This window comes from Neoaquamicrobium sediminum, assembly GCF_013240295.1.
Lineage (GTDB): Bacteria > Pseudomonadota > Alphaproteobacteria > Rhizobiales > Rhizobiaceae > Aerobium > Aerobium sediminum.
The window spans coordinates 833,035-854,319 of the sequence record NZ_JABETK010000001.1 but is presented as its reverse complement, the minus strand read 5'-3'; the positions used below and the strand labels follow the sequence as shown (position 1 = coordinate 854,319).

The 21,285-nt window shown below is 59.6% G+C and carries 18 protein-coding genes, 1 pseudogene and 1 other annotated feature; of the genes and pseudogenes, 1 reads left to right on the top strand and 18 read right to left on the bottom strand.

The window, feature by feature from the left end; translation table 11 throughout:
* Positions 1-90: 90 nt before the first annotated feature.
* The 15 genes and pseudogenes from HK436_RS33380 to HK436_RS04015 form a co-directional block, all read right to left on the bottom strand.
* A complete protein-coding gene (locus tag HK436_RS33380) occupies positions 91-564 on the bottom strand; it encodes a DUF6884 domain-containing protein (protein WP_376769125.1) in 474 nt (157 codons plus the stop codon).
* 176 nt (positions 565-740) lie between these two features.
* The gene (locus HK436_RS34080; protein WP_512770949.1) at positions 741-1,490 is read right to left on the bottom strand and encodes a GIY-YIG domain-containing protein; all 750 of its coding nucleotides are present in this window, start codon (positions 1,488-1,490) and stop codon (positions 741-743) included.
* The gene (locus tag HK436_RS30480; protein ID WP_206680482.1) at positions 1,459-2,616 is read right to left on the bottom strand and encodes an HNH endonuclease family protein; all 1,158 of its coding nucleotides are present in this window, start codon (positions 2,614-2,616) and stop codon (positions 1,459-1,461) included. Before HK436_RS30480 ends, HK436_RS34080 begins: the two co-directional genes overlap by 32 nt.
* 33 nt (positions 2,617-2,649) lie before the next feature.
* A pseudogene (locus HK436_RS33375) lies at positions 2,650-2,766 on the bottom strand (hypothetical protein); the annotation flags it as partial.
* Positions 2,733-3,293 (bottom strand): DUF262 domain-containing protein, encoded by a 561-nt coding sequence (locus tag HK436_RS30475; RefSeq protein WP_206680481.1) that lies wholly within the window; start codon positions 3,291-3,293, stop codon positions 2,733-2,735. The pseudogene HK436_RS33375 and the gene HK436_RS30475, both read right to left, overlap by 34 nt.
* Positions 3,294-3,406: 113 nt before the next feature.
* The gene (locus tag HK436_RS32850) at positions 3,407-3,661 is read right to left on the bottom strand and encodes a HipA domain-containing protein (protein WP_312860584.1); all 255 of its coding nucleotides are present in this window, start codon (positions 3,659-3,661) and stop codon (positions 3,407-3,409) included.
* On the bottom strand, positions 3,619-4,665 hold the full coding sequence (locus HK436_RS04045) for a type II toxin-antitoxin system HipA family toxin (RefSeq protein ID WP_312860488.1): 1,047 nt from the start codon (positions 4,663-4,665) through the stop codon (positions 3,619-3,621). Before HK436_RS04045 ends, HK436_RS32850 begins: the two co-directional genes overlap by 43 nt.
* Complete coding sequence (locus tag HK436_RS04040) at positions 4,665-4,889, bottom strand: helix-turn-helix domain-containing protein (protein WP_173187524.1); 225 nt, start codon at positions 4,887-4,889, stop codon at positions 4,665-4,667. Before HK436_RS04040 ends, HK436_RS04045 begins: the two co-directional genes overlap by 1 nt.
* A 185-nt stretch (positions 4,890-5,074) precedes the next feature.
* Positions 5,075-6,925, bottom strand: coding sequence for a ParB/RepB/Spo0J family partition protein (locus HK436_RS04035; RefSeq protein ID WP_173187522.1), 1,851 nt, complete (start codon positions 6,923-6,925; stop codon positions 5,075-5,077).
* A gap of 239 nt (positions 6,926-7,164) precedes the next feature.
* Positions 7,165-9,120: an ATP-binding protein gene (locus tag HK436_RS32255; protein WP_376769124.1), complete on the bottom strand. Its 1,956-nt coding sequence runs from the start codon at positions 9,118-9,120 to the stop codon at positions 7,165-7,167.
* 77 nt (positions 9,121-9,197) lie between these two features.
* A complete protein-coding gene (locus HK436_RS32250) occupies positions 9,198-10,481 on the bottom strand; it encodes a DUF499 family protein (RefSeq protein ID WP_280515578.1) in 1,284 nt (427 codons plus the stop codon).
* A 10-nt stretch (positions 10,482-10,491) separates the two neighbouring features.
* Complete coding sequence (locus HK436_RS04025; RefSeq protein WP_244648513.1) at positions 10,492-12,723, bottom strand: DUF1156 domain-containing protein; 2,232 nt, start codon at positions 12,721-12,723, stop codon at positions 10,492-10,494.
* On the bottom strand, positions 12,720-13,367 hold the full coding sequence (locus HK436_RS31070) for a DUF1156 domain-containing protein (protein ID WP_312860487.1): 648 nt from the start codon (positions 13,365-13,367) through the stop codon (positions 12,720-12,722). Before HK436_RS31070 ends, HK436_RS04025 begins: the two co-directional genes overlap by 4 nt.
* 409 nt (positions 13,368-13,776) lie before the next feature.
* A complete protein-coding gene (locus HK436_RS04020) occupies positions 13,777-14,364 on the bottom strand; it encodes a hypothetical protein (RefSeq protein WP_173187520.1) in 588 nt (195 codons plus the stop codon).
* Positions 14,330-15,343: a hypothetical protein gene (locus tag HK436_RS04015; RefSeq protein ID WP_173187518.1), complete on the bottom strand. Its 1,014-nt coding sequence runs from the start codon at positions 15,341-15,343 to the stop codon at positions 14,330-14,332. The genes HK436_RS04020 and HK436_RS04015 overlap by 35 nt, the downstream gene beginning before the upstream one ends.
* Here HK436_RS04015 and HK436_RS04010 point away from each other — a divergent pair.
* Positions 15,269-16,497, top strand: a protein-coding gene (locus HK436_RS04010; RefSeq protein ID WP_173187516.1) for an IS3 family transposase whose coding sequence is annotated in 2 segments (ribosomal slippage) — positions 15,269-15,557 and positions 15,557-16,497 — 1,230 coding nt in all. Because the reading frame shifts where the segments join, the coding sequence is not laid out codon by codon here. The genes HK436_RS04015 and HK436_RS04010 overlap by 75 nt on opposite strands.
* Positions 15,550-15,666, top strand: a sequence feature (AL1L pseudoknot). It overlaps the preceding gene by 117 nt.
* Positions 16,498-16,785: 288 nt before the next feature.
* Here the strand turns inward: HK436_RS04010 and HK436_RS32845 are convergent.
* Genes HK436_RS32845 through HK436_RS04000 form a run of 3 tightly spaced genes read right to left on the bottom strand, consistent with a single transcriptional unit; the run spans position 16,786 to position 21,171 of the window.
* Positions 16,786-17,823, bottom strand: coding sequence for a protein NO VEIN domain-containing protein (locus tag HK436_RS32845; protein WP_312860486.1), 1,038 nt, complete (start codon positions 17,821-17,823; stop codon positions 16,786-16,788).
* Complete coding sequence (locus tag HK436_RS04005) at positions 17,759-20,239, bottom strand: DEAD/DEAH box helicase (protein WP_244648510.1); 2,481 nt, start codon at positions 20,237-20,239, stop codon at positions 17,759-17,761. The genes HK436_RS32845 and HK436_RS04005 overlap by 65 nt, the downstream gene beginning before the upstream one ends.
* Before the next feature lie 8 nt (positions 20,240-20,247).
* Positions 20,248-21,171 carry a BrxR family helix-turn-helix transcriptional regulator gene (locus HK436_RS04000; protein WP_173187511.1) on the bottom strand — a complete coding sequence of 308 codons (924 nt, stop codon included), beginning with the start codon at positions 21,169-21,171 and terminating at the stop codon, positions 20,248-20,250.
* Positions 21,172-21,285 lie beyond the last annotated feature (114 nt).

The following is a 21,285-nucleotide window of genomic DNA, read 5'->3' as shown; positions in this document are numbered from 1 at the left end:
CTCATCATTCGACGGCTTCAGTTAGAAAAATGGCGCGCCGGACAGGATGAAACTGGGCACCACTATGTCATTGTAGGAGCTATATAAATTCTAGCAAGATCGAAGCTGTGCTAGCCATCCGCCAGCGCATTCGTAGTGCCAATTGGTCCGTGTGGTCGTTGCGAACCGCTCAAGGCGACAGCCGGATGCATTGGGCGGCAGTTGCGAATTATAGAACACCGTTCGCGGTCCTCTATGCGTTCTCGTCAGGGACGCGAACAGCTGCACATAGTCCTTGCCACCAAAGAAAACCATAGGCTCGTCGACATTATCCGGGAGTATCGCAAAATCCTGATAGCGGTCAGCTCGACGACGCCGTTTGTACGGCTCGGCCATGGGACTGAACGTAATGTCGTAGTTCGGCGTCAAGTATGACGCGGGAAGAAGCCCCCACCCGGCTGACAAAATGAAAAGCCTGTTGGGGTCAATCGCCTCGGCAAGGCGTCTGTACGTCGGGTGAGTGTAGAGGGAGATGGCTGGTAGCAGGCCAAGTGGGTCGCCTTGGGGATCGGCGTTGTAGCGCATCAGCCTTTCCCGCCATGAAGACCCCGCTCCCGACAGATCATCGGGCCGGGCATAATGAACCCCTGTGGCAGGCGGGGCCATGGACGGTTGCGCTACAAACATGACTCTGCGGCCGTCATCTGTCCGAAGATGCCCGGCGTTTGGTTGTTTTGTTGCGGCGCACTGGATTACGACAATCATTGCTCGCGCTCCATCGCCAGAATCGCCTGTTCGAGGGTGCGCAGAAAAAGCGGATCATGACGCTCGTCGACATGATTTGAGTTCCAAAGGCCGGAACGGCAGATGCGCTCCCGGTCGCAATGTCGCCCGAGCCATGCCGTGCTCGGTGGATCAAGCGGCTCCCGCCCGAAATTGCTGAGGAGCGCAATGGCATTGCGCTCGATGTGGCCCCGCAGACTGTTCGGTCCGGGGGCATCCGGCACAGACAGACACAGGAATTGCATGGCACCCAGAACGTTGCTTACTTGCCGCTCCAGCGAGATTTCCTCTGTGCGAATGGTTTTTGGGGCGTTATTGCCCTGGCCCCATGTCGGGTGATCAATATTGTCGCGATTCAGTATAGCCGTACCGACGATAAGGCGGAAAATCGATCCTCTGTGGTTTCCACCGCCACTTGATACTCTGCCTTTGTGCTGCGACAGGCGTGTCCATAGCATCGTCCCTGAGCTGTCTTTTAGCGCATGAGTTCCAACGCGTACTATGCGCAACCCGGTCCCGCTGTCGGATCGAGTCTCCCCATCTTCCATAAAAAAATACACGCCTCGTTGCGGCCAAGACATTCGGCCAGAGCTAGCCGACAAGGTTCGTGGAGAACTGAGAGCGGCAAGCGACGCTATCAAACTGTAAAAATCCCGTAGATCAGAAAGACGGCCGTTCTCCAAGTTATCCCCGCATTCAGCCGTCGAGTGGCGCAGTGCGCCAGACATCTTTTGCCAGCTCGATGAGCTGGCCATGTCGATCATCAATCGATGTGGCGTTCCACGCTGGATAAGACTTCAGCATCTTGTTGATTCTGGTGACAGAGCTGTTCTGGCCGACTTCGGTAAGTTCGACTAGGCTGCGGGTTAGGTAGTTGCCGCTTTTTCGATACTCCGCCGTTTTCTCCGAATAGAAATCATTCCCGGCGACGATGTTGATTGGCTTCTCCAGAAGCGTCAGATTGCCCAGCCGATTCTTGTAATCATCATAGAGGCTATGAGGACTCTCGGCAGTCCATTGATTGCGCAACTCGGCGGTGGGTGTGTTAGGCAGAATATGCTCGATCTCAAGGTCTGTGAACGAGCCGAGACTACCGGGTGCTTTGACGCCGTTGAACGCCATCTCGACATGCTGCGTGAGCCGGGCCAGCAGGTAACGGGTCCGATATTGCTGCATGGTATGAAGCGTGAGGCGCTTGAGCGCGTCGGACAGTTCCTGCGCCTTCGATTCCATATTGCTCTGGAAATGGTTCGCGACAAAGGCATTGAGGGCGATACGCTGCTCGGCTGTATCGGTCTTGCCGGCGATTTCCCTCAGTTCATCGGCCCACAGCGAGAAATTCCGCTCCAGATCCTTCGTCGGAGTCTTGGTGAAGATGTAGTAGAACAGGAAGCTCTCAAGCTGGGAGACAAAATGGTCGAACAAGGGCTTTGGCAGGGGCGCGGCGGCCAGTAGCAGGACATAGTGCAGACTGAACGCGCCTCCTGCCAGCCTCTTCAGGCTGTCCATGGGGATACTCGGCTTGCCATCGTTACCAAGCCCATTGCCAAAGGAAATGTAGCTGTCCACGTTGCGGATGATCTTGCGGACAAACTCGAACGGCTTGTTGCGGTAATCGCAAAGGGCAGCGTTGTCCTTTTTGACAAACCAATCGTAAATCTCGTCCTCACGCACCACGGCATCGCTGCGGTCGTTGTCGATGACGTAGTTGGCCATTAGGAAATAGCGAAGAAAGCGGAGCGGCTTCTCCTTTTCTTTCTCAAGTGGGCCGGTGATCTTCTTCCATTCGTTCTTGAGCTGCGTGAACTGGGCCTGTGGAACTTGTGTGAACAGCAGGTTTTTGAGTAAGTCCATCGGGTTCAGACCAACGCCGCGCTCGTTGATCGTTTCAAAAATCTTCAGCGCACTGCTAACGTCGGTCGAAATCTGAATGAAGACGACGTTGTTCGCCAGATAGCCCCAATATTTTTTCAGCTTGGAAGCGTCTTCGTAGTTGTCCTCCAGGTAGCGGTAGATAGTGCTATAGGCGTTGACGAGATTCTCCAGCGATCCGAAGCTCGTGATGCCTGCTGCCTGAATGCCGGCACGGACGGCCAGGGGTTGGTGTTCAGCTCCACCAACTTAGCCATAACTTCACCGGCGTTTTCATATCGCGGCTCCAGCTTGAGGTTGGTTCGAGTCTCGCCGCTTTTATCAACATAGCTGGCCGAGATCAGGCCGGTAATGATCTGGTGCTGCGCTTCTCCCTGAAACATCTGCTTCAAGGCGCACAACAGCAGAAAGAACGTAGTCAGACGCTGCTGGCCGTCGATAACTTCGTAGTGGTTCTTCTGCGCTGTAGGGGACACCAAAACCGTGCCAATGAAATACTCGCGTTCATGACCTCCGTCGATCTGCTCGTTGATGTCGTCAAGAAGTTGATTAACCTCTTTGTCGGTCCAGACATATTCGCGCTGATAGTCGGGTACGATGTAGAAACACTCCTGGAATGCTTCCTGAATGCTGTACTTATGATTTTCGATTTTCGCCATGATCCCCTCGGTAACTTCCCTGGAACTTTAAATGGCCACGTCGGGGAATGCCAGCACCGCTAGCAACGCCGTTGCGGCGGAAGCAATATTCTGTTGTGGCCTCAGGCCAGCCATCAAACCTTTTCCGTAATGCGAAGTAAGTGGGCCGCGCGCGTCTCGATGACGGCGTGAATGACCTTGAGAATTCCGTGGGTGATACCCGTCTCCTCAAACTCCGCCAAGAGCCTGTCAGCTTCGCCGCCGATGCGTCCTGCCAGATCGGCCAAATCTTTCACCAGAAGACGCTGCGCGCCCTTCGTATCCGGCACGAGCGTCAGCCAGTGTTTCAACTGGATGGTGTCAGGGACCGCCCGCCCGCCAATCGACATGGCTTGTTTTTCGCGAGCCGCGGATAGGCGGCCGTGCAGACTACATCGTAGAGCGGCGCAAGGTCGGGAACCTTACCGCGATAAAGCAAGGCATAGTTCTTCCCATGCGCGTCGGCATTGCCGACGAGGTAGTGGAAAATCAGTGCGCGGATGAAGGCCAGACGGTCGGCCGCCGGACGGGCAGTAGCCCGGCCGATCAGGTCCAGCGACCGCTCTGTCCCTGGGCCCCCTTCTTCCTCATATTTCAATTCTGGCGGCACGCTGAGCGCCTGACAGAAATCCTCCTGATGAAGGCGCGTGATGGTCCCGTCCTTGTGGGCGGCGCGGTCATAGCGTTCCACAAGAAGGAACGGAATCGTTCCGCCGTAGCGCATTTCGACGGCGGGCACGGGAAGCTTCAGGCGCGCCGCCAGCCGCAGACAGAACAGCTCGTTCTCAACAGTGCCGTCTAGCGCCTGTATGAAAGGCTTCAGGATATGCGTGGTCGGGCGCCCGCCTTTGGCGAGCCCGATGGCATCGCCTTCCACGCAGACAGCAATTTTGTCCTGCGCGCCGGCAAGCGAAAGGCGCACTCCTTCCTCGCCGCCGAGCAGAGGGCGTTCACGCAGCTTGCCGAGGATTTCCTCAAGGCGGGGCTGGCTCAAAATTTCGATGCCGTCATCGTCGGACGAGGGCGGCGCCTCACCAGCCGGATAGAGCGACAAAGCACCGGCGCATTCACCGCCGATCACTTCCAGAAGCCCGAAAGCGTTGCCCGCCGAGATTCCGAGCGCACCCGCCAGACGCTGGCGCGCGCCTTCATCCGGCAACAGGCCGGAGAAAAAGGGGCGAACAACGCGATCCGTGTAGGGGGCCTCCTGCAGTGGCATCGAAAAAGAAATAGCGCGCGGGTCCACCCCCGTGAGATAGCCGGGGTCATAGGCAAAGCTCAGAGCCCCCGCCTCGTCCTGAGCGAGCGCGCCCGCCTTCGTCTCGCCGAACCACACATCCAGCAGATGCGCCATCAGCCGCCCTCCTGCCGTCTGCTGACTGACACGGTCAGCCCCAGAGACGCCGCCACCTGAAGGGCGCGGCCGATCTGGCAACTTTCCTTTCCAGCCTCCAGCTCGCGCACGAAGCGCACGCCGACACCCGTCAGGCCCGCCAGCTGCTCCTGCGTCAATTTCTGCGCCTTCCTCTCTGTGCGGATGAGAAGGCCCAAGCTCTTGCTGTCTAGGATCGTTTGCATAAATCACCCCTATCGGGACGATTTTATCGCAACATCCGTTAAAAATCCAGAAAAAGAACCGAACGGGATGATTTTCGTATTCACTGCCGAGCATAACTTCAAAACGTCCCGTACGGGACGAATTGGACCACGAAAAAAAAGCCAACCGCGCCGAAGGCGCGGTTGGCGTCGTAGCTGATTGGCTACTAAGCTGCGTTGTCCAGGCTGTCGGACAACGGGTCACGAGCGCGAAGAACTTCTGGAAGCCAGCCCGTCCCGGCAACCTCACGGGCAGCAAGCGCTGCCAGCTCGGCTTTCTTCATCCGGCTCCATGCCGGTGCGGCGGGCGTCCCTTTCGCCTCGCAGAGCGCCGATACGATCTGCGCGCTGCTGACTCGGCCGAAGTAGGTCGGAACGTCGGGAACGTAGTGATCCGCTATGTCGAACCCAATCGCCTCAGCCAAAGCGTCAGCGTGGGCAAGACGCGCGCTACCGATACGGTCACCCTTCAGCCGGATGGCGTCGATTGACAGCGCCCCGATATGAGCCAGCAGCTCCAGCAGCACACCCTGCGGCTGCTGCAGGCACCAGTTCCAGAGTATGACAGGGTCTTCGGGAAGACGCTCGTTCCATGCCCGGTGCGAATCCGCCATCCGCTGCACGGCGGCACAGGCCTCCGGCACGCCCATACTGCGCTCCGGGCTGGCGACCTCGACAGACAGCTTCACGCAGGTCTCATGCGCGAAGCGATAGAAGGCCCGTAAAGCCAGAGCATGAACGACGGCCGCGACCATGACCGATACGTTGCCAGCGGCGGTTGCCTGCAACGCCGCCGTTCGGCGTGCGGTCAGGTCGGTGATGAGCGTGGCCGGAAGCCCTGCTGATGGCACGACATCCGCAACCGGTTGTTCGGCAACCTCCGGATCGACGGCGTCATCGCCGCGCATCAGACCCCGCTCTACCGCAACATCACCGCCCCAGCCCACGCTGACGATAGCGCCAGCGGACGCCAGCACGTCGTCGCTCCAGCGTTCCTGCTGCGCTTCGATGGCATCGAGACGGGCCTGAATGTCATCCAGACGGGCCAGCACCGATTCATCGCCCTCGTCAGCTTCAGCGGAGTCGGCGAGTTCATCGTACTCGGCAGTCAGGGCGTCGATTTCCGCCTGCTGCTCGTCAGTCAACGGAACCTGCTCGGCAGCCGTACGGCGATACCCGGTCAGTACGGTACGGTCGAGCGTAGGCATGATTTCAACCCAGGCCCAGCCCTCGGCACGCACACCGTCGGCAATAGCAACGAGCTTCTCGGTTACGAGACGGTCGAGCAACACCGGGTCCAGGATTGTGCCACTATGGCTGTCGTCGAACAGGTCGCGGCGCACCAGGCCACCAGCCTCCTCGTAGGCGTGAAGCCCAACGAACTGCACACGCTTGTCGGAAACTGCGATTTCATCTTCCGTCAGGACGCTACGGATAAGGCGTGCTGAACGGTTCCACTCCGGCAAATCGCCGAACACACGCTCCTGTGCGGTATGATCATCCGATATCGCGAAGGCTTGCGCGGCTTCGAGGTCGATATCGCCGTTACGGTAGGCCTCAAGGATGACCGGGCTTAACCGCCCCAGCTTCAGGCGTTTAGTAACCACAGCTTCGCTGACGCCGAACCGCCGTGCCACGGCATCGGCACTGAGGCCACGGTCCACGAGGTCTCGGAAGGCCTCGAACTGGTCGGCAGGGTGCATGGCGACCCGTACGACATTCTCGACAAGGCTGATTTCGCCAGCATCAGCGTTGATAGCCACAAGCTGGCACGGTATTTCCGCGTCGCTGGCGATGCTCCCCTTTTCAGCGAGCTGTTTCAGGGCGAGCAATCGGCGCTGCCCGGCGACGACAGCATATTTGCCGCCTTTGGTCTTGCGGACGATGGGCGCCTGCAAGAGCCCGTGTGCGGCAATCGAGGCACAAAGCTCTTCGATTCCATCGGAAACGCCGGTCTTGCGGACATTGCCGTCCCAGAGGACGAGTTTGTTAAGAGGGATAGATAGCGTCTCGGTCATGACTTTCTCCTTTGTTGTCGGTTGGCTCAAGACGCCAGGGAGAAAGGACGGGCGAACAAGCCGCCGGGTCACTGCTGAAAGCAGGTACGGCCAACACGGCCCGGCAACGCCGGGGTGGTGCGGGCAGGCCGTTGACCGGGCGGCGCGCCCGGCCGCGATGGCGGCATGAATTGAGCCACCCGCCAAGGAAATGTTGATCGAGGCGACTGCCGTCCTACGCCAGCGGAACGGCTACAGCTCTACGAAACGACCTTGTCAATGAAGCCAAGAGTTGAGGCATTTTCCAGCAGCGTCCGCACCTTGCTGCGGTCAAGTCCTGCGGGCACTTCGGCATCGATCTCCAGCTTCAAGGACACTTCACTGCCGGGAAGGGTTGTCAGCTGCTCGACTATGGCCTCGACGATCTGGTGCATCTCCCGTGCCGGGCGGTCTGCTGAAATCATGACCGTTCCCACAAAACGCGTCGGAAGCCGCTCCGTGTCGTTGGCGGGGCTCTGCTCACCACCGGTGCCGTCGGCTGTGTCCGTTGAGCCGCCGTCCGAATTGTCGGCTGTCGTGACCCGTGCATCGTTGTCTGTAGCCGTGGCTTGCGCTTTTTCACGCTGAACCTGGGCGGCGGCGATATCGGGATCGACGATTACGCTGTCGCTATCGATTGTGACCTGAACGTGCGCCGCCTTTTCGACAGCGAGGCCCTTGTAGCTGTTAGTCGCCTCATCCCAGCGCTCTGCATATGCGAATGGCCCGGGCAACATGCCGCTCACGGCCGTCTGAATCGCGCGCTGGAGAACAGCCCGGTTCTTAATGCGGGGCAAATAGGTGTAGCGGTTCAGATATTCCCATAGGTCCTTCACAAGCAGGTGCGGCTTGCCGTTCCAGATGTATTTCTGGAGCTGCCTGTTGAGATTGTCCGGTCCGAGTTCCGGCCAAATACCCTGATCAGAAACCAACTTCTTGCTGGCCTGGGCCAACAGACCGTCCTGAGACGGGACCTTGGACGACATCCAGTCGACATCGGCCTGTGCCGTCTCCTGAACCGGATAGATCAGATAGCACCAAGCCTCCTTCATCCGGGTTTTGAGCGTGTCGACTGCCTCTTTCAGTTTTGCCTCGGCGAGAGCACTGTCGCTTTGGGTCAGGTTCAGTCGCTTCGTTTCGCGAACGATCTCATTCCATGCCAGTGCGGCCCGTTGTGCGGACTTCAGGTTATCGAGCTGCCTTAGCTCGGGCGCGAGGAAAACCAGCATGTTGCGATATACGCGAGGGCTACTGCCGCGCTGGAGAAGGATATCCTTCGCCTCGGCCAGTGCATCGGAGCCATCCCTTCCGGCATGGGCATGCGCCACACCGAGAACGACCGCGCGAACACCGCCGGCTTCATCCGGCACGTCGGACGAATTGCCGGGCGCCACCTGAACTGCCTCGAAATGTCCCCGATCCGCCAAGCCGTTGATGTAGGTGGCCAAGCCTTTGTCGATTTCGTGGAGAACCAGCGCCTCTTCGAACTGGGCCGCCCGGTCCGCTGCCAGCCGGTTGAGGCTCGCCGACATGGAGTACCAGTAGCGGCCAAGATCGCTGTGCATGAACTTGGCCTGGTTGGCCAACCGGCGCAGGGCATCGCTGAAGATGGCTGGGCGCTCACCGGGCTGCACGACGCCAAGATTGATCTGGCGGTCATCCAGCCCCTTGTTCTCCTGCCCGTGCGTGGGGGCGGTGCCCATGAAAACGGCGCGGGCAACTCGACGTGTGGCGGAATAGCGGTTCAGGTTCGGCGCCGACTGGTCGATCTTGTACGGGGTCGAAGTCACACCATCGACATCACCCGCGATAATCGATTGCCAGCTTGAATCGAGATAATGGAGCAGTTCCGGTTCCACCCGTGCCGAACTGATCGCCACGCTGCCGGGCATGATCATCACAGAAGGATCATTGCCCATCCAAAGCTCGTGGATCACCTGCGCCATCAGCCGCAGAACGCCGCGCGTGCGCTGGAATTTTTCCAATGAGCCCCAGCTAGTATAGAGCTGATCGAACAGCTCCGGATGGATGGGGTAGGCCTTTTCGAGCTTTCGCCGGTAGTCCTCATCCGAGCAGCCGTTCGGAAACTCGTTGGCATTTTCCCGATACAGCTTTGCGAACTGCTTGAGCGTGTTGTCGCGGTGGTGGAATTTGTCGCCGGGGATGTCCTTGAACAACCGCCGCCTTACGATCTCATAGCTCTCTTCCTGGCTGGCCGGACGCCACGATGACTCGACGCGGCTGAACGTCTGCTTCAGGCGCGCCAGCGCTTCCTGCCCCCTTCGCCGCCCACTTCGATCTGCGAGGCCGGCAGGGATGCGACCAGCAACGTCCCGGGGCTGGCCTTAACCGCCTCGGTCAAGGACTGCACGAAGGACAGGTTGGCATCGAATGAGCCTGACGGCAGGCTCTCGACCCTATAGATCTGGCGCAAATAGGCGACCCATTCGTCGATCAGAATGAGCGACGGCGAAAACCGCTTGAACAGCGCTTCCAGAAGGTTAGATCCCGGTGCAATGCCACGCTCGTCATTCTCGGCGAGCATTTCGAACCCTTCGACTCCGCCAAGTTGCCAGGCCAGCTCGCCCCATGTGGTGCGGATTTTCCGGCCGCCTTCCAAGGATATGACATCCTGCGGACCGCGAGACGTGCCCACCAGCACGGCCCGCTTAATCTTTGCGGGCACAGACAGCTCGTTGTGCGACAACAGCTGGTCTAGGCCCGGCAGGTCCTCCACCGCCGTTCCGCTCGCCATGTGATAGAGCGCCAGCATCGAATGGGTCTTGCCGCCCCCGAAATTGGTCTGCAACTCGACCACCGGATCGCCGCCCGCACCGCTCAGGCGCCTGGCCGCCCCGATCAGCAAATTGCTAAGGCCTTCAGTGAGGTAGGTGCGCGCAAAGAACTCACGCGGGTTCCGGTATTCTGAAGGCGCGCTGCCGTTATGGACCTTGGCAAGGTCGGCGGCGAACTCGGCCTGCTGGAATTCGCCGGTGGCCACATCCTGGTGCGGCTCCACAACTTCGCGCCACGGCAGGAGACCGCCGACGGTCTCGACGGAGATATCCAGCCGCTGCGTCTTCCGCCGTTCCTCGTTGCGAGCCAGTTCGGTGAATTTCGTGCGCAAGATGGATTCGCGCATTTTGCTGATTTCTTCAGCGGCTTCGCCCGCGCTCACGGCCTCCAGCAATCTACGCATGCTGTCGAGCGCGCGCTCGGCATCGTCGTAGGTAAACTTGCCATCGTGGGCGAGCTTGTTGCGAACCTCAATCAGCTCATTGACGATCGAGCGGTGGGTACGGTCGAGAACATTGCGGAAGGCCTCGTTCCAGCAGCGCTCCATGATCTTTAGCAGTTTCTGCGTGTCGAGCGTGAACTCACCGCTGGGATCAAGCCGCCAATCGGGGAAGCGGGACAGCACGTCCTGGGGCCAGCCCTTACCCATCCCGGCGTCAAGATTACGTAGCACGAAGGGGTGCAGGCTGGCCTGCATATGCTCCATGCCGTCAAAGACATACTGACGTGTACTTCTAGCCATTCCCGCCCCCTCAGAAGTTCATCCGCGTCTGCCGGTTTTCCACCATGTCGGTGATACCGGCTGCCTCGCGGGTCAAATCGGTCCAGTCAGCGATCAGCGCGTTGTAGGCCGTCGCCTCCTTGGCATCCTTTCGCTTGTTCGCGCTGATGTCGTATAGGCAGTACGCCAAGTCCTTCACGGCTTCTGCCTTATCGCCGATCTTCTTCAACATCAGTGCCGAGGAGTGCGCGACACCGTCATTTTCATGAAGCCGGACGAGCTGCTGCAAACACTCCCACACGGTGAGATGCCCATCGGCCTGCGGCGTCCACTCAACATCAAGCTCGTCCCGCTTCAGCAAACGCACCTTTCCTGCCGCACTCTCGATAACCCCCGCATGCTTCACGCTGTCGACAGAGATACCCCGAGCGCGGGCGAGGTTGTCGGCCACGCCATAGTCGCCCTTGCCCATGCCGTTCTGCTCGAACCAGGTGATGGCGAAACGGGTGTCGGCGTCGAACTCGCCCTGGATGCCGCCGAGATACTCGTCGAGCTCGGCATTGATCAGCTGCAGCGCGGTCTTGACCGTCATCGGGCTGTCGTCGGCCTCGAGCACGGCGGTGTAGCGCGAGAAGACGCCCATGCCGGGGCCGATGGCCGATTGCGGCATGTCGGCGGGGGCGATGTTGGCGGCCTGAAGCTCGGCGATGGCCGGGGGCAGTTCGCGTTTCAGGGCCCGGATGAACTCGGCCCGGGTGATGACCTCGGCCGAGGCTTCCTTCTTGCGGCAGACGAGGACGACCGAGTTGGCGAGGGCGTTGGTGCCCATAGCAACCTGTCGGGTTCGCATTTCAGTTCGCACCGGCCAAGTCCCGACGATTGAGAACCCAGATGCAACGACAGCTTCAAGGAAGGTGGCCCAACCGGTCGAGCTGATACCGTCCTGCTCAACCTCACTTTGCTTGAATGCGTAATAAATCGCTGCTGGAAAAGTCTCGCTTGACTGCTGCTGGAAGTTACGAATTGCTTTCTTCATGCCTTCCATGAAGTGAGTTTCGGCCTGATCGCGCCCGCCATGGCGATACGGCGTGGCGATCAACTCCTCTGATTTAGGAGTGGCTAGCAGACTGAAAAGATTGGGGAACGCGTCCCTGAGCATTGGACGCAGCCAGCAAAAGAAGAAATCCGATAGGTCTGCGTAACCGATGTTGTCATAGTAGGGAGGGTCAGTGTTCAATACGCATCCGTCAGGAAATCGAACTGTCTGAGCGTCGGCCTGAACAAGTTTGCCGTCACCACAAGGCAGCGTGTCCAGCCCATTCATCACCATCTTATATGCTGCATTAAACGCACCGGTGGCATTCCCAAGCGGGTTGGTCTCAGCATAATCCCAGAGCATCGGAATCGCTTGACGACCAAAAATATGCTGCGCCTTTTCGCCCACCGGATTCCATCGAACAAATGCGTTTCCCGACATAGCCACTCGGCTAATAGCAAACGACAGATATACAGTTATGGCATCTGCGTAAGACGCTGGCCCATGGCCACCGTCCTCAAGTGACGTTAGATCCCCTCCGATGGACGACACCGCATCAATCTTTGCCAAGGCCCTAACTTCGCCGAGCAGATCAATCAACGTGTTTAGAAGTAAGATCTGTCTCGCCGAGAACAAATCCGCAAATGTCTCAAGCCCGTAAGCTGGTGGAGAGAACCAGCGTGGATTTTCGGGCTGCCTCTGCTCTGGCTTCCAGACTGGGTTCGCTGAGAACGCTAGTTCTTCGTCGCTCTTTGTAGCTGGCAGATAGAAGCGCCCCCGATTTCCTTCCGCAACGATTGCGAGAAGGGTTTGCCCCAAGCTGCCATTCTTTCCGGAACTCGTGATGTGTTTTGGGGTTACTGCCGTATCAGACATAAGGCATCGAAAATTGGCCCCACGTCCGGCTTTTGTTCCTTCTCTTGCTTTTGCAATCTCAGCCTTTGTTCCGCCGTGGCGAATCCGGTACACGATGGTCTTTGTCTGTCTGTCAACGATTGGCTCGACCCAGACTTCCTTCCCGGCCTTCGCATTCAGAACAAAGTTGGATGCAATCGGCACCTGGACATCGGCAAAGGCCGGGTCCGGGCTCGGTACCGTCCGAGCCCAGATCCACGCGATCACCGTCGCCTTGCCACCCCCATACTCCTTCGGCAGGTCCACCTGCGGGTAAAGATGCCCGATGCGCTCCCACGCCTTCTCACGCATCCATTCGCCGTAGTATTTCACATCCTCGGCCAGCCCTTCGGCGTTGCGGTAGAACGACCGCTCCTTGATGCCGGGGTGGATGGGGGCATGTCCTTGAACTTCGGCGGGATCTCGATCATCGCCTTGCCGATCATCACCGCCACCGGGTTCAGGTCGGACCCATAGGCAGGCAGGCCCAGCCGCTGCGCCTCGAGCGGGATCGACCCGCCGCCCGAGAACGGGTCATAGACCGGGGGCAGTTCGCCGCCGCAGCTGCGCCGGATTTCGGCCCGGGCGCGTTCCAGCACCTCCTCGTTGGTGGAGTTTTCCCACTTCACCAATTCTTCGATAATGTCGAAGAGCCGCTTGCGCTCGATTTCGACAATAACGTCTTCGAGGGTCGGTTTCGGTGCGCTGGCTGCTGCGCCCTTGGCTGCGGCTTTGCTCTCTTCCCAGGCCTTCACGCGCTTGGGCAGCTCCGCTTCCGCACGCGCCCGCAGTTTCTTGTCGGCCAGCAGTTCATCGACGCGTGAAGACGGGTCATCCACGAGTTGCGCGAACAGCACCGCCCGGCAGGCGGCCAGCGGCCGCCGGGCCCACCACAAATGAAGGGTCGAGGGATGGCCGTGCCGGATCGACTTCTCGCGCGCGGAGGCGGCATTGATGGCCTCCAGCGGGATGGCCACTTCGATCAGCTTCTTTTTGTAGCTAGCGGGCATTATTCCCCCATTCCAGGTTTAATTCTGCTGTAACTTATTGTCTTTGCGTCATTTTTTTGCATCCCGATTATCTCCTATTGGTTCAATCAGGTTCAATTGTTCGCTGGACGTTCTCATCGTCGGCGATAAACCACCTTGCGGCTTTGGTTTTGCCTTCGACCCGGATGCGGCCGGCCTTCATCCTCCGCAGCAAGACAATGCCAGCGGTTGGGGAACAGCTCCATCTCGGGCAGGCGGCCAACGACTGCCGGCCGCACACGGAATAACGGGCCGCGAGATAGCCGTACCGGATCAAACTCCCTTGCGCGGAGGCGGCGTTGGTGGTCTCCAATGGGAGAGACACTTCGATGATTTCTTTCCTATAACTCATTCCAACCTACGATACGTCGTTCTGAAGATGCCCCGGCAAGTGGCCCACAACCACGCGCTCGGTCTCTGGGTCCCAGAAATAGTAAAGGCGAAAGCCAAGTCGCCCGTCTCGACTATTGCTGCCTTTTAGATGCCATTCCAATTCGCGCATCGATTCCTGATAACGGACGAAATATTGCCCTCCAAAGCTCTTTGCCTTGTTCTTCTGGCTGAAGCATTTTGTGTTCTCTAGGCCAAGCTCCGCCAAGCGGTGTTCGAATGCTTGCTTATGTTCGTTTCCACCGATTTTGCGCATGACCACATAGAGGTCTCGCATCATCAGCAAGGAATTGTATACAAGCGCAATGTCTTGGAATCCGGACTCACGCGCAGCTTTGATCGCTCGGGGGTGAAGCTCCACCTGTCCTGACAGATGGGCACGCGCCCATGATTCCAGTTCCTCAAGGCTGCCTGGAATATCGGGACGTGACACACTAGCTTGCTCGGACTGGTAGCTCTCTAAGCGTGCTTGTAAGGCGATGTAACTCGCCTTCAACTGGCGCAGTTCCGATAGGGCCTGTTCACGCTCGGGAATCGGCAGTGAGAGCAAGCTCAAGACTTGTTTCAGCCTCCTGCTTGGCTGCTCTCAATTCCTCTTCTGCCAGCTGAAGGAGATCCGCTTCACCGCCGCCGCCTGCCGATACTGACTCGCGAGCACGATGGACCGCTATACGTTTCACTGATTGAAAAGAAGGTTGCTCTTTCTCTAGAACATCGCGGGGACGCGTGATGCGCAGCGACTGTTCTACCAGAAAGTCTGTGAAGTCAGAATCGCCCCCGTCACCCCATTCAGCAATCCGCGGAGCAGTTGCCAAGGGATGATCGGTCGGAAGGTGGGTGCGGGGATCAAAGCCTGGATTATAGGTTCGGATAGCTTGACGATAAACAGAAAACTCCCGCCCTATCTCGTCGCTCAATCGAAAGGCTGCCGCAGACGTGAGAACAACGGTGTGCACAAAACCGACCGTTCGCCTGAAAAACGGCCTCACGCGGATGGCGGTTTGCTCCACATCGGAACTACCTTCGGGTAGAGAGAAAACAACAACCGGATGATTGCGGTGTGCCGCTCCAAGAAATTTGATGAGCTCGTCTACGTCCTCTTGTGCGTCAACAATCCAGGGCTCCGACCCAATATACCTACCATCCAAGTAAGCATCTTGGGTATACACAATACCCCGCACGAAGGTGGGTATAGAGCGTGGCACGGGTTCAACATTTCCGCGCTGTGAGCAGATTAGGCGACAGCCAAACACCACCTCCCTTGGACTACGCTCAGCAATCCCAACTTCGGTCGTCCAAATTCTGGCCGTATCCTTTAGGCGCTCTTGCAGTCGGAAAGCCCAGTACCGAGGCTCATCGAGTCGGACGGCCTCCGCATGTTCGGAGTTATCCTGATCAATCTCGAACTGAACCGCTCCGGGTTTGCCGGAGGCTCCAACTCCTGAGAAGGTGGAGCCATCATGAGCAAGACGACGAACAAGTTTTCCCCGGAAGTGCGCCAGCGAGCCGTGCGGCTGGTGCTGGATCACGAACATGAACATCCCTCCCGGTGGGCTGCGGTCATGTCGATCGCGTCCAAGATCGGCTGCACGGGCCAGACGCTGAACGAGTGGGTGAAGAAGTCCGAGGTAGACGCCGGCAAGCGCGCCGGTGTGCCGACGGACATGGCGGCAAAGCTGAAGGCGCTAGAGAGGGAGAACCGGGAGCTTCGGCAGGCCAACGAGATCCTGCGCAAGGCTTCCGCTTATTTTGCCCAGGCGGAGCTCGACCGCCCGTTCAAACGATGATCGGGTTCATAGACGATCACCGCGGGGTCCATGGGGTCGAGCCGATCTGCAAGGTTCTGCCGATCGCCCCGTCGACCTACCACGACCACGTCGCCAAGCGCGTCGATCCGGAGAAGCTGTCGGCGCGGGCGAAGCGGGACGGTGTCCTGAGGCCTGAGATCGAGCGCGTCTTCGCCGAGAACTTCGAGGTCTATGGCGCGCGCAAGGTCTGGCGGCAGATGCTGCGTGAAGGCTTCGCCGTCGCGCGCTGCACGGTCGAGCGGCTGATGGCCGACCTCGGCCTTCAGGGCGTCATCCGCGGCAAGCCGATCCGCACCACGGTGCAGGACAAGGCCGCCCCGTGCCCGCTCGACCATGTGAACCGGGTCTTCCATGCCCCCGCGCCGAACAGGCTGTGGCTGTCGGACTTCACCTACGTCAGCACCTGGTCCGGCTTCGTTTACGTGGCCTTCGTCATCGATGCCTATGCCCGCCGCATCGTCGGCTGGCGGGTGAGCAGGACCGCCCATGCGGGCTTTGTCCTCGATGCTCTCGAACAGGCCCTGCACGAACGGCGGCCCATCCACCGCGGCGGCCTGGTGCACCATTCCGACAGGGGGTCTCAATATGTCAGCATCCGCTACACCGAGCGACTGGCCGAAGCCGGCATCGAACCCTCCGTCGGCAGTGTGGGCGATTCCTACGACAATGCTCTCGCCGAGACGATCAACGGCCTCTACAAGGCCGAGGTCATTCATCGGCGCGGGCCATGGCGTAGCTTCGAGGCCGTAGAGTTCGCCACGCTGACCTGGGTCGACTGGTTCAACAATCGCCGGCTGCTGGAGCCCATCGGCAACATCCCGCCGGCGGAAGCCGAGGAACGCTACTACGCCATGCTGGAAGAACCAGCCATGGCCGCGTGACTCAAAAGAAACGGCCTCCGGCAAACCCGGGGCGGTTCAAACGCATCTCCCTCCCATGCGCCTGGTGGGATGTTTCTAAGGTTTCTACTGGGATCGAAACCCCACTTGAGCACACGTTCCTGCAATTGCCGAAAGATATTGTCGCCTTTGACAACCAGTCCTACCTGTGACGAAATCTGGACAAAAATCCTCCGTTCCGCATCATTTTGCGAAATTCTTTCAGCCACTTGGTTCATTTTGGCACCTCCGCGCGCTCAAGAAGGCTGGGAAGATGCACCTGCACGGCAGTCACACCGAACTCGGGCTCCTGGCTGAAAGGCCGCCGGACATGCGCGGCTGCCGCGCAAATCCGCCCTCGACCTGGACGACGGCGAGAATGAACTTCTCCGGCTCATGCAGCGACGTGATGATTTCCTGACGCGTCACCATCACGGTGTCGGCGCCGTCGATCCTGCCCTTGACCTCGATGAAGCGCAGATGCTGGCTGCGCGGATCGAGCGAGAGTATGTCGTAACCGACTTTCTGCGCGGAAACGTCGGTCGGGACGTTGCCGAGTTCCTTTTCCGCCGCCATGACGGCATCCATAGCCAGTATCTCGATTTCCCGGCGGGCGATCGGGTCTTCCGAAAAACCGCTCGGTGCGGCGCCATTGCCGGGCTGCGCCGTCCGGCGCGCATCCAGCAGCCCGCGCGGCACGACGATCATGCCGCCGCGAATGCGCGGCGGCTGTGATGTGATGAAGCGCTCCTGCTCCAGCTGGCCCTGCCGCCGCTTCAGGCGGTCGGCGATATCCTCCGCCCGGCGCTCGGCATTCTGCCAGTTAAGCCGCGTCTTCTTGCCGGCCTTTTCCTCTTCCTTGAGCTCAAAGGCGCGGCTGTCCCAATAGTTGATCTCTTTTTTGAGGCGCGCCTTCACCTCCTGCTCGACCTTGTCGATTTCAGGGATGCGCCGGGCTTTCACTTCCGCCACATGGCCCTGCGCCAGCTCGACAGTGGCAAAGTTGATCGCCGTGCGCTCAAGCTCGTTGGTCAACCAATCCTCGGCGAGTTCAGCCCGCGCAAGCGCGATCTCGTCGGGCGTCGCCGGCCGCAAATTCAGGTGGGGAGCAATGCCGGCATTCACGGCAACGCCGTCTTTGCCGATGGCTGCAAATTGCAGTTTCTGCGAAATCACATGCGGCTTGCCGGTACTGGTCGGGCGCGCGTCCTGAACGCTATGCTCCAGCAGGAAAATAGCCGACAGCTCTGTACCGGGATCGGTATCATCCACGAGCACCGCGCCCTGCTTCATCAACTGATCGTAGTCTTCCCGGATGATGCTGATCACCGCCGTCCAGAAGCGGATGGCCCGGACAGACGAAAGTGGCCACGGGCTGCTGGTTGATCTGGGACTTTTCGAAGCAGACGCGCTCATATTTTTTCTGGATGGGCGCACCTGTGCCGACCTGCCGGTCGCGCTCGCGAATCCGCATCGGTACGTGAGTGATCTCCCAGCGCCCCGGCTCCCGCTCCTTCAGGCGACCGCCCAGCTGCTGGAAGGCTTCGACGAAGAAGCTTTGAATGTGGTGGGGCTGAAGCCGCTGGGCCTCGGCGCGCTCCATCTCCAGGCGCAACTCATGCACCTTGGCTTCGGGCATTGTGTCGTTGGTGAGCGCCCGGCGCTGCAACAGATCGAGCAGATGCTGCTGGTCGACGGCGCCGTCGACCTGGTTGAACAGGCGCGCCCGCACCTCCTCCTGCTCGCCATACTGGATGGCTTCGAACAGCAGATCCTTCAGGGCCACGCCTTCGAACAATTCGCCCAGAACGTCGTAAACGCGGCCGCCGAGCGCTTCGCGCGCTGCCTCCAGCTTTTCGAGCAGGCGGGCATAGACCTCGCCCTCGCGCGTGTCCGCGGCCACGATGTTCCACAAATGACAGACTTCGGTCTGCCCGATACGGTGAATGCGACCGAAGCGCTGCTCGATCTTGTTGGGATTCCAGGGCAGGTCGTAATTGACCATCAGATGCCCGCGCTGGAGGTTCACGCCTTCACCGGCAGCATCGTTCGCGACGAGAACGAGCATGTCGCGATCCTGCATGAAGCGCTCGATGACCTTGCGGCGCTCCTCGCGCGTCACGCCGCCGTGGATCACTTCCACGGCGTCCGGATTGCCAAGGCGCGCTTTGACCTTGTCGGCAAGATAATGAAGCGTGTCCTTGGGCTCTGTGAAGATGATCAGCTTGCGGCGATTGCCGTTGCTGTCGACCATAAGGTCGTCATCAAGAATGTTGTTGAGCTGCGCCCACTTGGTATCCTCGCCCGACCGCACGACCTCCAGGGCCATCGTTTCCAGGCCTTTGAGAGTCTGAACCTCAAGGGCCAGCTGATCGACGGTTTCGGCGGTGGTGGCCCCGGTGGAGATCAGCTCCTCAAGCTCATCGACCTCTTCCTGGCCGTATTCCTCGATATTGCGCAGCGTTTCCAAAGTCACGCCATCTTCACCGATGCCCTGCCGCCCGCGCGTGGCAAGGCGTGCTTCAGCGAGCTCGACCTCAAGCCGTTCGCGGCGCCTTTTCAGCGAGTGGTAGATGGCAGCCGGTGACGAGGCGAGCCGGCGCTGAAGAATCTGAAGCGCGAAGCCGACATTGTTGCGCTTCTTGTTGTCCGTATCGGCAAACCGCTGCACGCGGTTCATTTCGGTTCGGACATACTCCGTCACCGCGCTGTAGAGGGCGGCCTCCCGCGCCGAGAGTTCGTATTTTACGGTATAGGCGCGCCGCTCGGGGAAGAGCGGACGGCCATCAAAGCGCAGCAACTCTTCCTTGGTCAGCCGCCGCATCATGTCGGCGGTGTCAGCATAATGGACGCCGTCCCGGAACCGTCCCTCGAACCGGTCCCCGTCAAGGAGCGCCATGAAGAGCTGGAAATCCTCCTCCTTGCCGTTATGCGGCGTGGCCGACATCAACAGCAGGTGGCGGCACATCTGACCGAGAAGCTGCCCGACCTGGTAGCGCTTGGTGTATTTCACCTCCCCGCCGAAATAGGTCGCCGACATGCGGTGGGCTTCGTCGCAAATGATCAGGTCCCATTCCTGGGCGGCGCGCAGTTTCTCTTGCAGGTCTTCGTTACGGGCCAGGACGTCGAGGCGCAGGATGAGCCGGTTGCGGTCGTTGAACGGGTTGCCGGACCGGGACGTCTCGATCATGTCCCGGGTGAGGATGTCGAACTCCAGGCTGAACTTCTCGCCAAGCTCGTCCTGCCATTGCTCAACGAGGCTGCCCGGCGCGACGACGAGGCAGCGATCAAGATCGCTGCGCGCGATCAGCTCCTTCATCAGCAGGCCGGCCATGATCGTCTTGCCCGCGCCGGGATCGTCGGCCAGAAGGAAGCGCAAGGGCTGACGCGGCAGCATTTCACCGTACACGGCGGAGATCTGGTGCGGCAGCGGATCGACCAGGCTGGTGTGGATGGCAAGATAGGGATCGAAATAATGGGCGAGCTTGATGCGGTTCGCCTCGGTGACGAGCCGCAGCAATGCGCCGTCCGCATCGAAGGCCCACAACCGCCCCTTGGCATCGATTTCCAGCCGGTGCTCGTCATCGCGATAGAGCGTGCTCTCGGCGACCGCTCCGGCGGGATGGCGATAGACGACATTAAGGGCCTGCTGCCCGATCCAGTCCACGGACACGACCTGTACAGGCTGCTGGGGCGCAATGCCCCGCACCATAGCCCCCGCCCTTATGTCTTCCAACCTTGCCATGCGTCGTCCTACTGCGCCGAAGCGCTGATTTCTGCAATTTCCGTAATCATTTCAGCAGATTCCGCCCGTTCCAGTGCAGATTGCACGTCCGCTTTATTCAAAACAACTATATGTTGCCTGCGCGGCTCCTGTTTTTCCGGGTCGCCCAATAGTCCAAGTCGTTTCAGGACATAAAACAGCATGGCGTAACGGATTGGCAGCACACACTGGCCGTCATTCATCCCGTAATCTTTCGCCACCACGGCCTGCTGGCTCGGCGTTAGTTCGGGATGCGGGGCGATCACCACATCGAAGGTTTCCACCCAGCACCAATCATCCGCGCCCTTGGCGCCAGGTTCGCCCGGATTACGGGTTTCCAATGATCGCGGCAGCAGGAAGTCCTTGAACTTGTGATCGATGTGGCAATAGGCGCGCACGTGCCAGCGGAAGCCGTCAAACCCGAAGGCGTGCGGCGTGATGCGCCGCCAGACGGGGTCCGGTCGCTCGCGGTTCATCGACTGATAGAGAATTTCCAGTGACTCCCCGTCGCGCACGGCTGTCAGCACGGCCCGCAAAACGTCCGTGTCGATGTCGCGATGGGGCGTGAGCGCGATGTCGATCGGCGGGACATGCGCGATCCACGATTCTTCCTTCCTTATGAGGCCTTCGCCCAGCGAGCGCAGCCGGGACAGGTAAGTGTCGGGGTCGGGCTTGAGGAAGCGCGGCGCGAACCGCGGCGCGGGGATATAGCGCTTGGCGCTCTTGTCGTAATCCACATTGCCGGGGGCCACCTCCTGATAGAGGGACAGGTCCTTGGAAGCCTGCGGCACGGAGACGCCGAACATGTCGATGATGTCCGAACGATTCACGCCGCCCTCCCAAAACAGCCGGAACTCTATGAACTCCAGCCTTTGCTCCACACCCCAGCGAATCCCGGGGTTTTCCTCGCTCATGCGCGCCTCTCACAGATGGGTATCAAAACTATATTGACATCAAAACACGACCCGTATATTTAGTTACCCCATGAGCATGAGGCCGTCAACAGATTCCGTGCGTGATCGCGGTTG

What these genes read in the sequence shown, in the direction of transcription:
- HK436_RS33380 (WP_376769125.1), bottom strand. Translation starts at nt 564, where the DNA reads ATGCGCTACAACGCCGATCCCCAAGGCGACCCACTTGGCCTGCTACCA.
- HK436_RS34080 (WP_512770949.1), bottom strand. Translation starts at nt 1,490, where the DNA reads ATGTCTGGCGCACTGCGCCACTCGACGGCTGAATGCGGGGATAACTTG.
- HK436_RS30480 (WP_206680482.1), bottom strand. Translation starts at nt 2,616, where the DNA reads ATGGACTTACTCAAAAACCTGCTGTTCACACAAGTTCCACAGGCCCAG.
- HK436_RS30475 (WP_206680481.1), bottom strand. Translation starts at nt 3,293, where the DNA reads ATGGCGAAAATCGAAAATCATAAGTACAGCATTCAGGAAGCATTCCAG.
- HK436_RS32850 (WP_312860584.1), bottom strand. Translation starts at nt 3,661, where the DNA reads ATGTCGATTGGCGGGCGGGCGGTCCCTGACACCATCCAGTTGAAACAC.
- HK436_RS04045 (WP_312860488.1), bottom strand. Translation starts at nt 4,665, where the DNA reads ATGGCGCATCTGCTGGATGTGTGGTTCGGCGAGACGAAGGCGGGCGCG.
- HK436_RS04040 (WP_173187524.1), bottom strand. Translation starts at nt 4,889, where the DNA reads ATGCAAACGATCCTAGACAGCAAGAGCTTGGGCCTTCTCATCCGCACA.
- HK436_RS04035 (WP_173187522.1), bottom strand. Translation starts at nt 6,925, where the DNA reads ATGACCGAGACGCTATCTATCCCTCTTAACAAACTCGTCCTCTGGGAC.
- HK436_RS32250 (WP_280515578.1), bottom strand. Translation starts at nt 10,481, where the DNA reads ATGGCTAGAAGTACACGTCAGTATGTCTTTGACGGCATGGAGCATATG.
- HK436_RS04015 (WP_173187518.1), bottom strand. Translation starts at nt 15,343, where the DNA reads ATGTTCGTGATCCAGCACCAGCCGCACGGCTCGCTGGCGCACTTCCGG.
- HK436_RS04005 (WP_244648510.1), bottom strand. Translation starts at nt 20,239, where the DNA reads ATGGCAAGGTTGGAAGACATAAGGGCGGGGGCTATGGTGCGGGGCATT.
- HK436_RS04000 (WP_173187511.1), bottom strand. Translation starts at nt 21,171, where the DNA reads ATGAGCGAGGAAAACCCCGGGATTCGCTGGGGTGTGGAGCAAAGGCTG.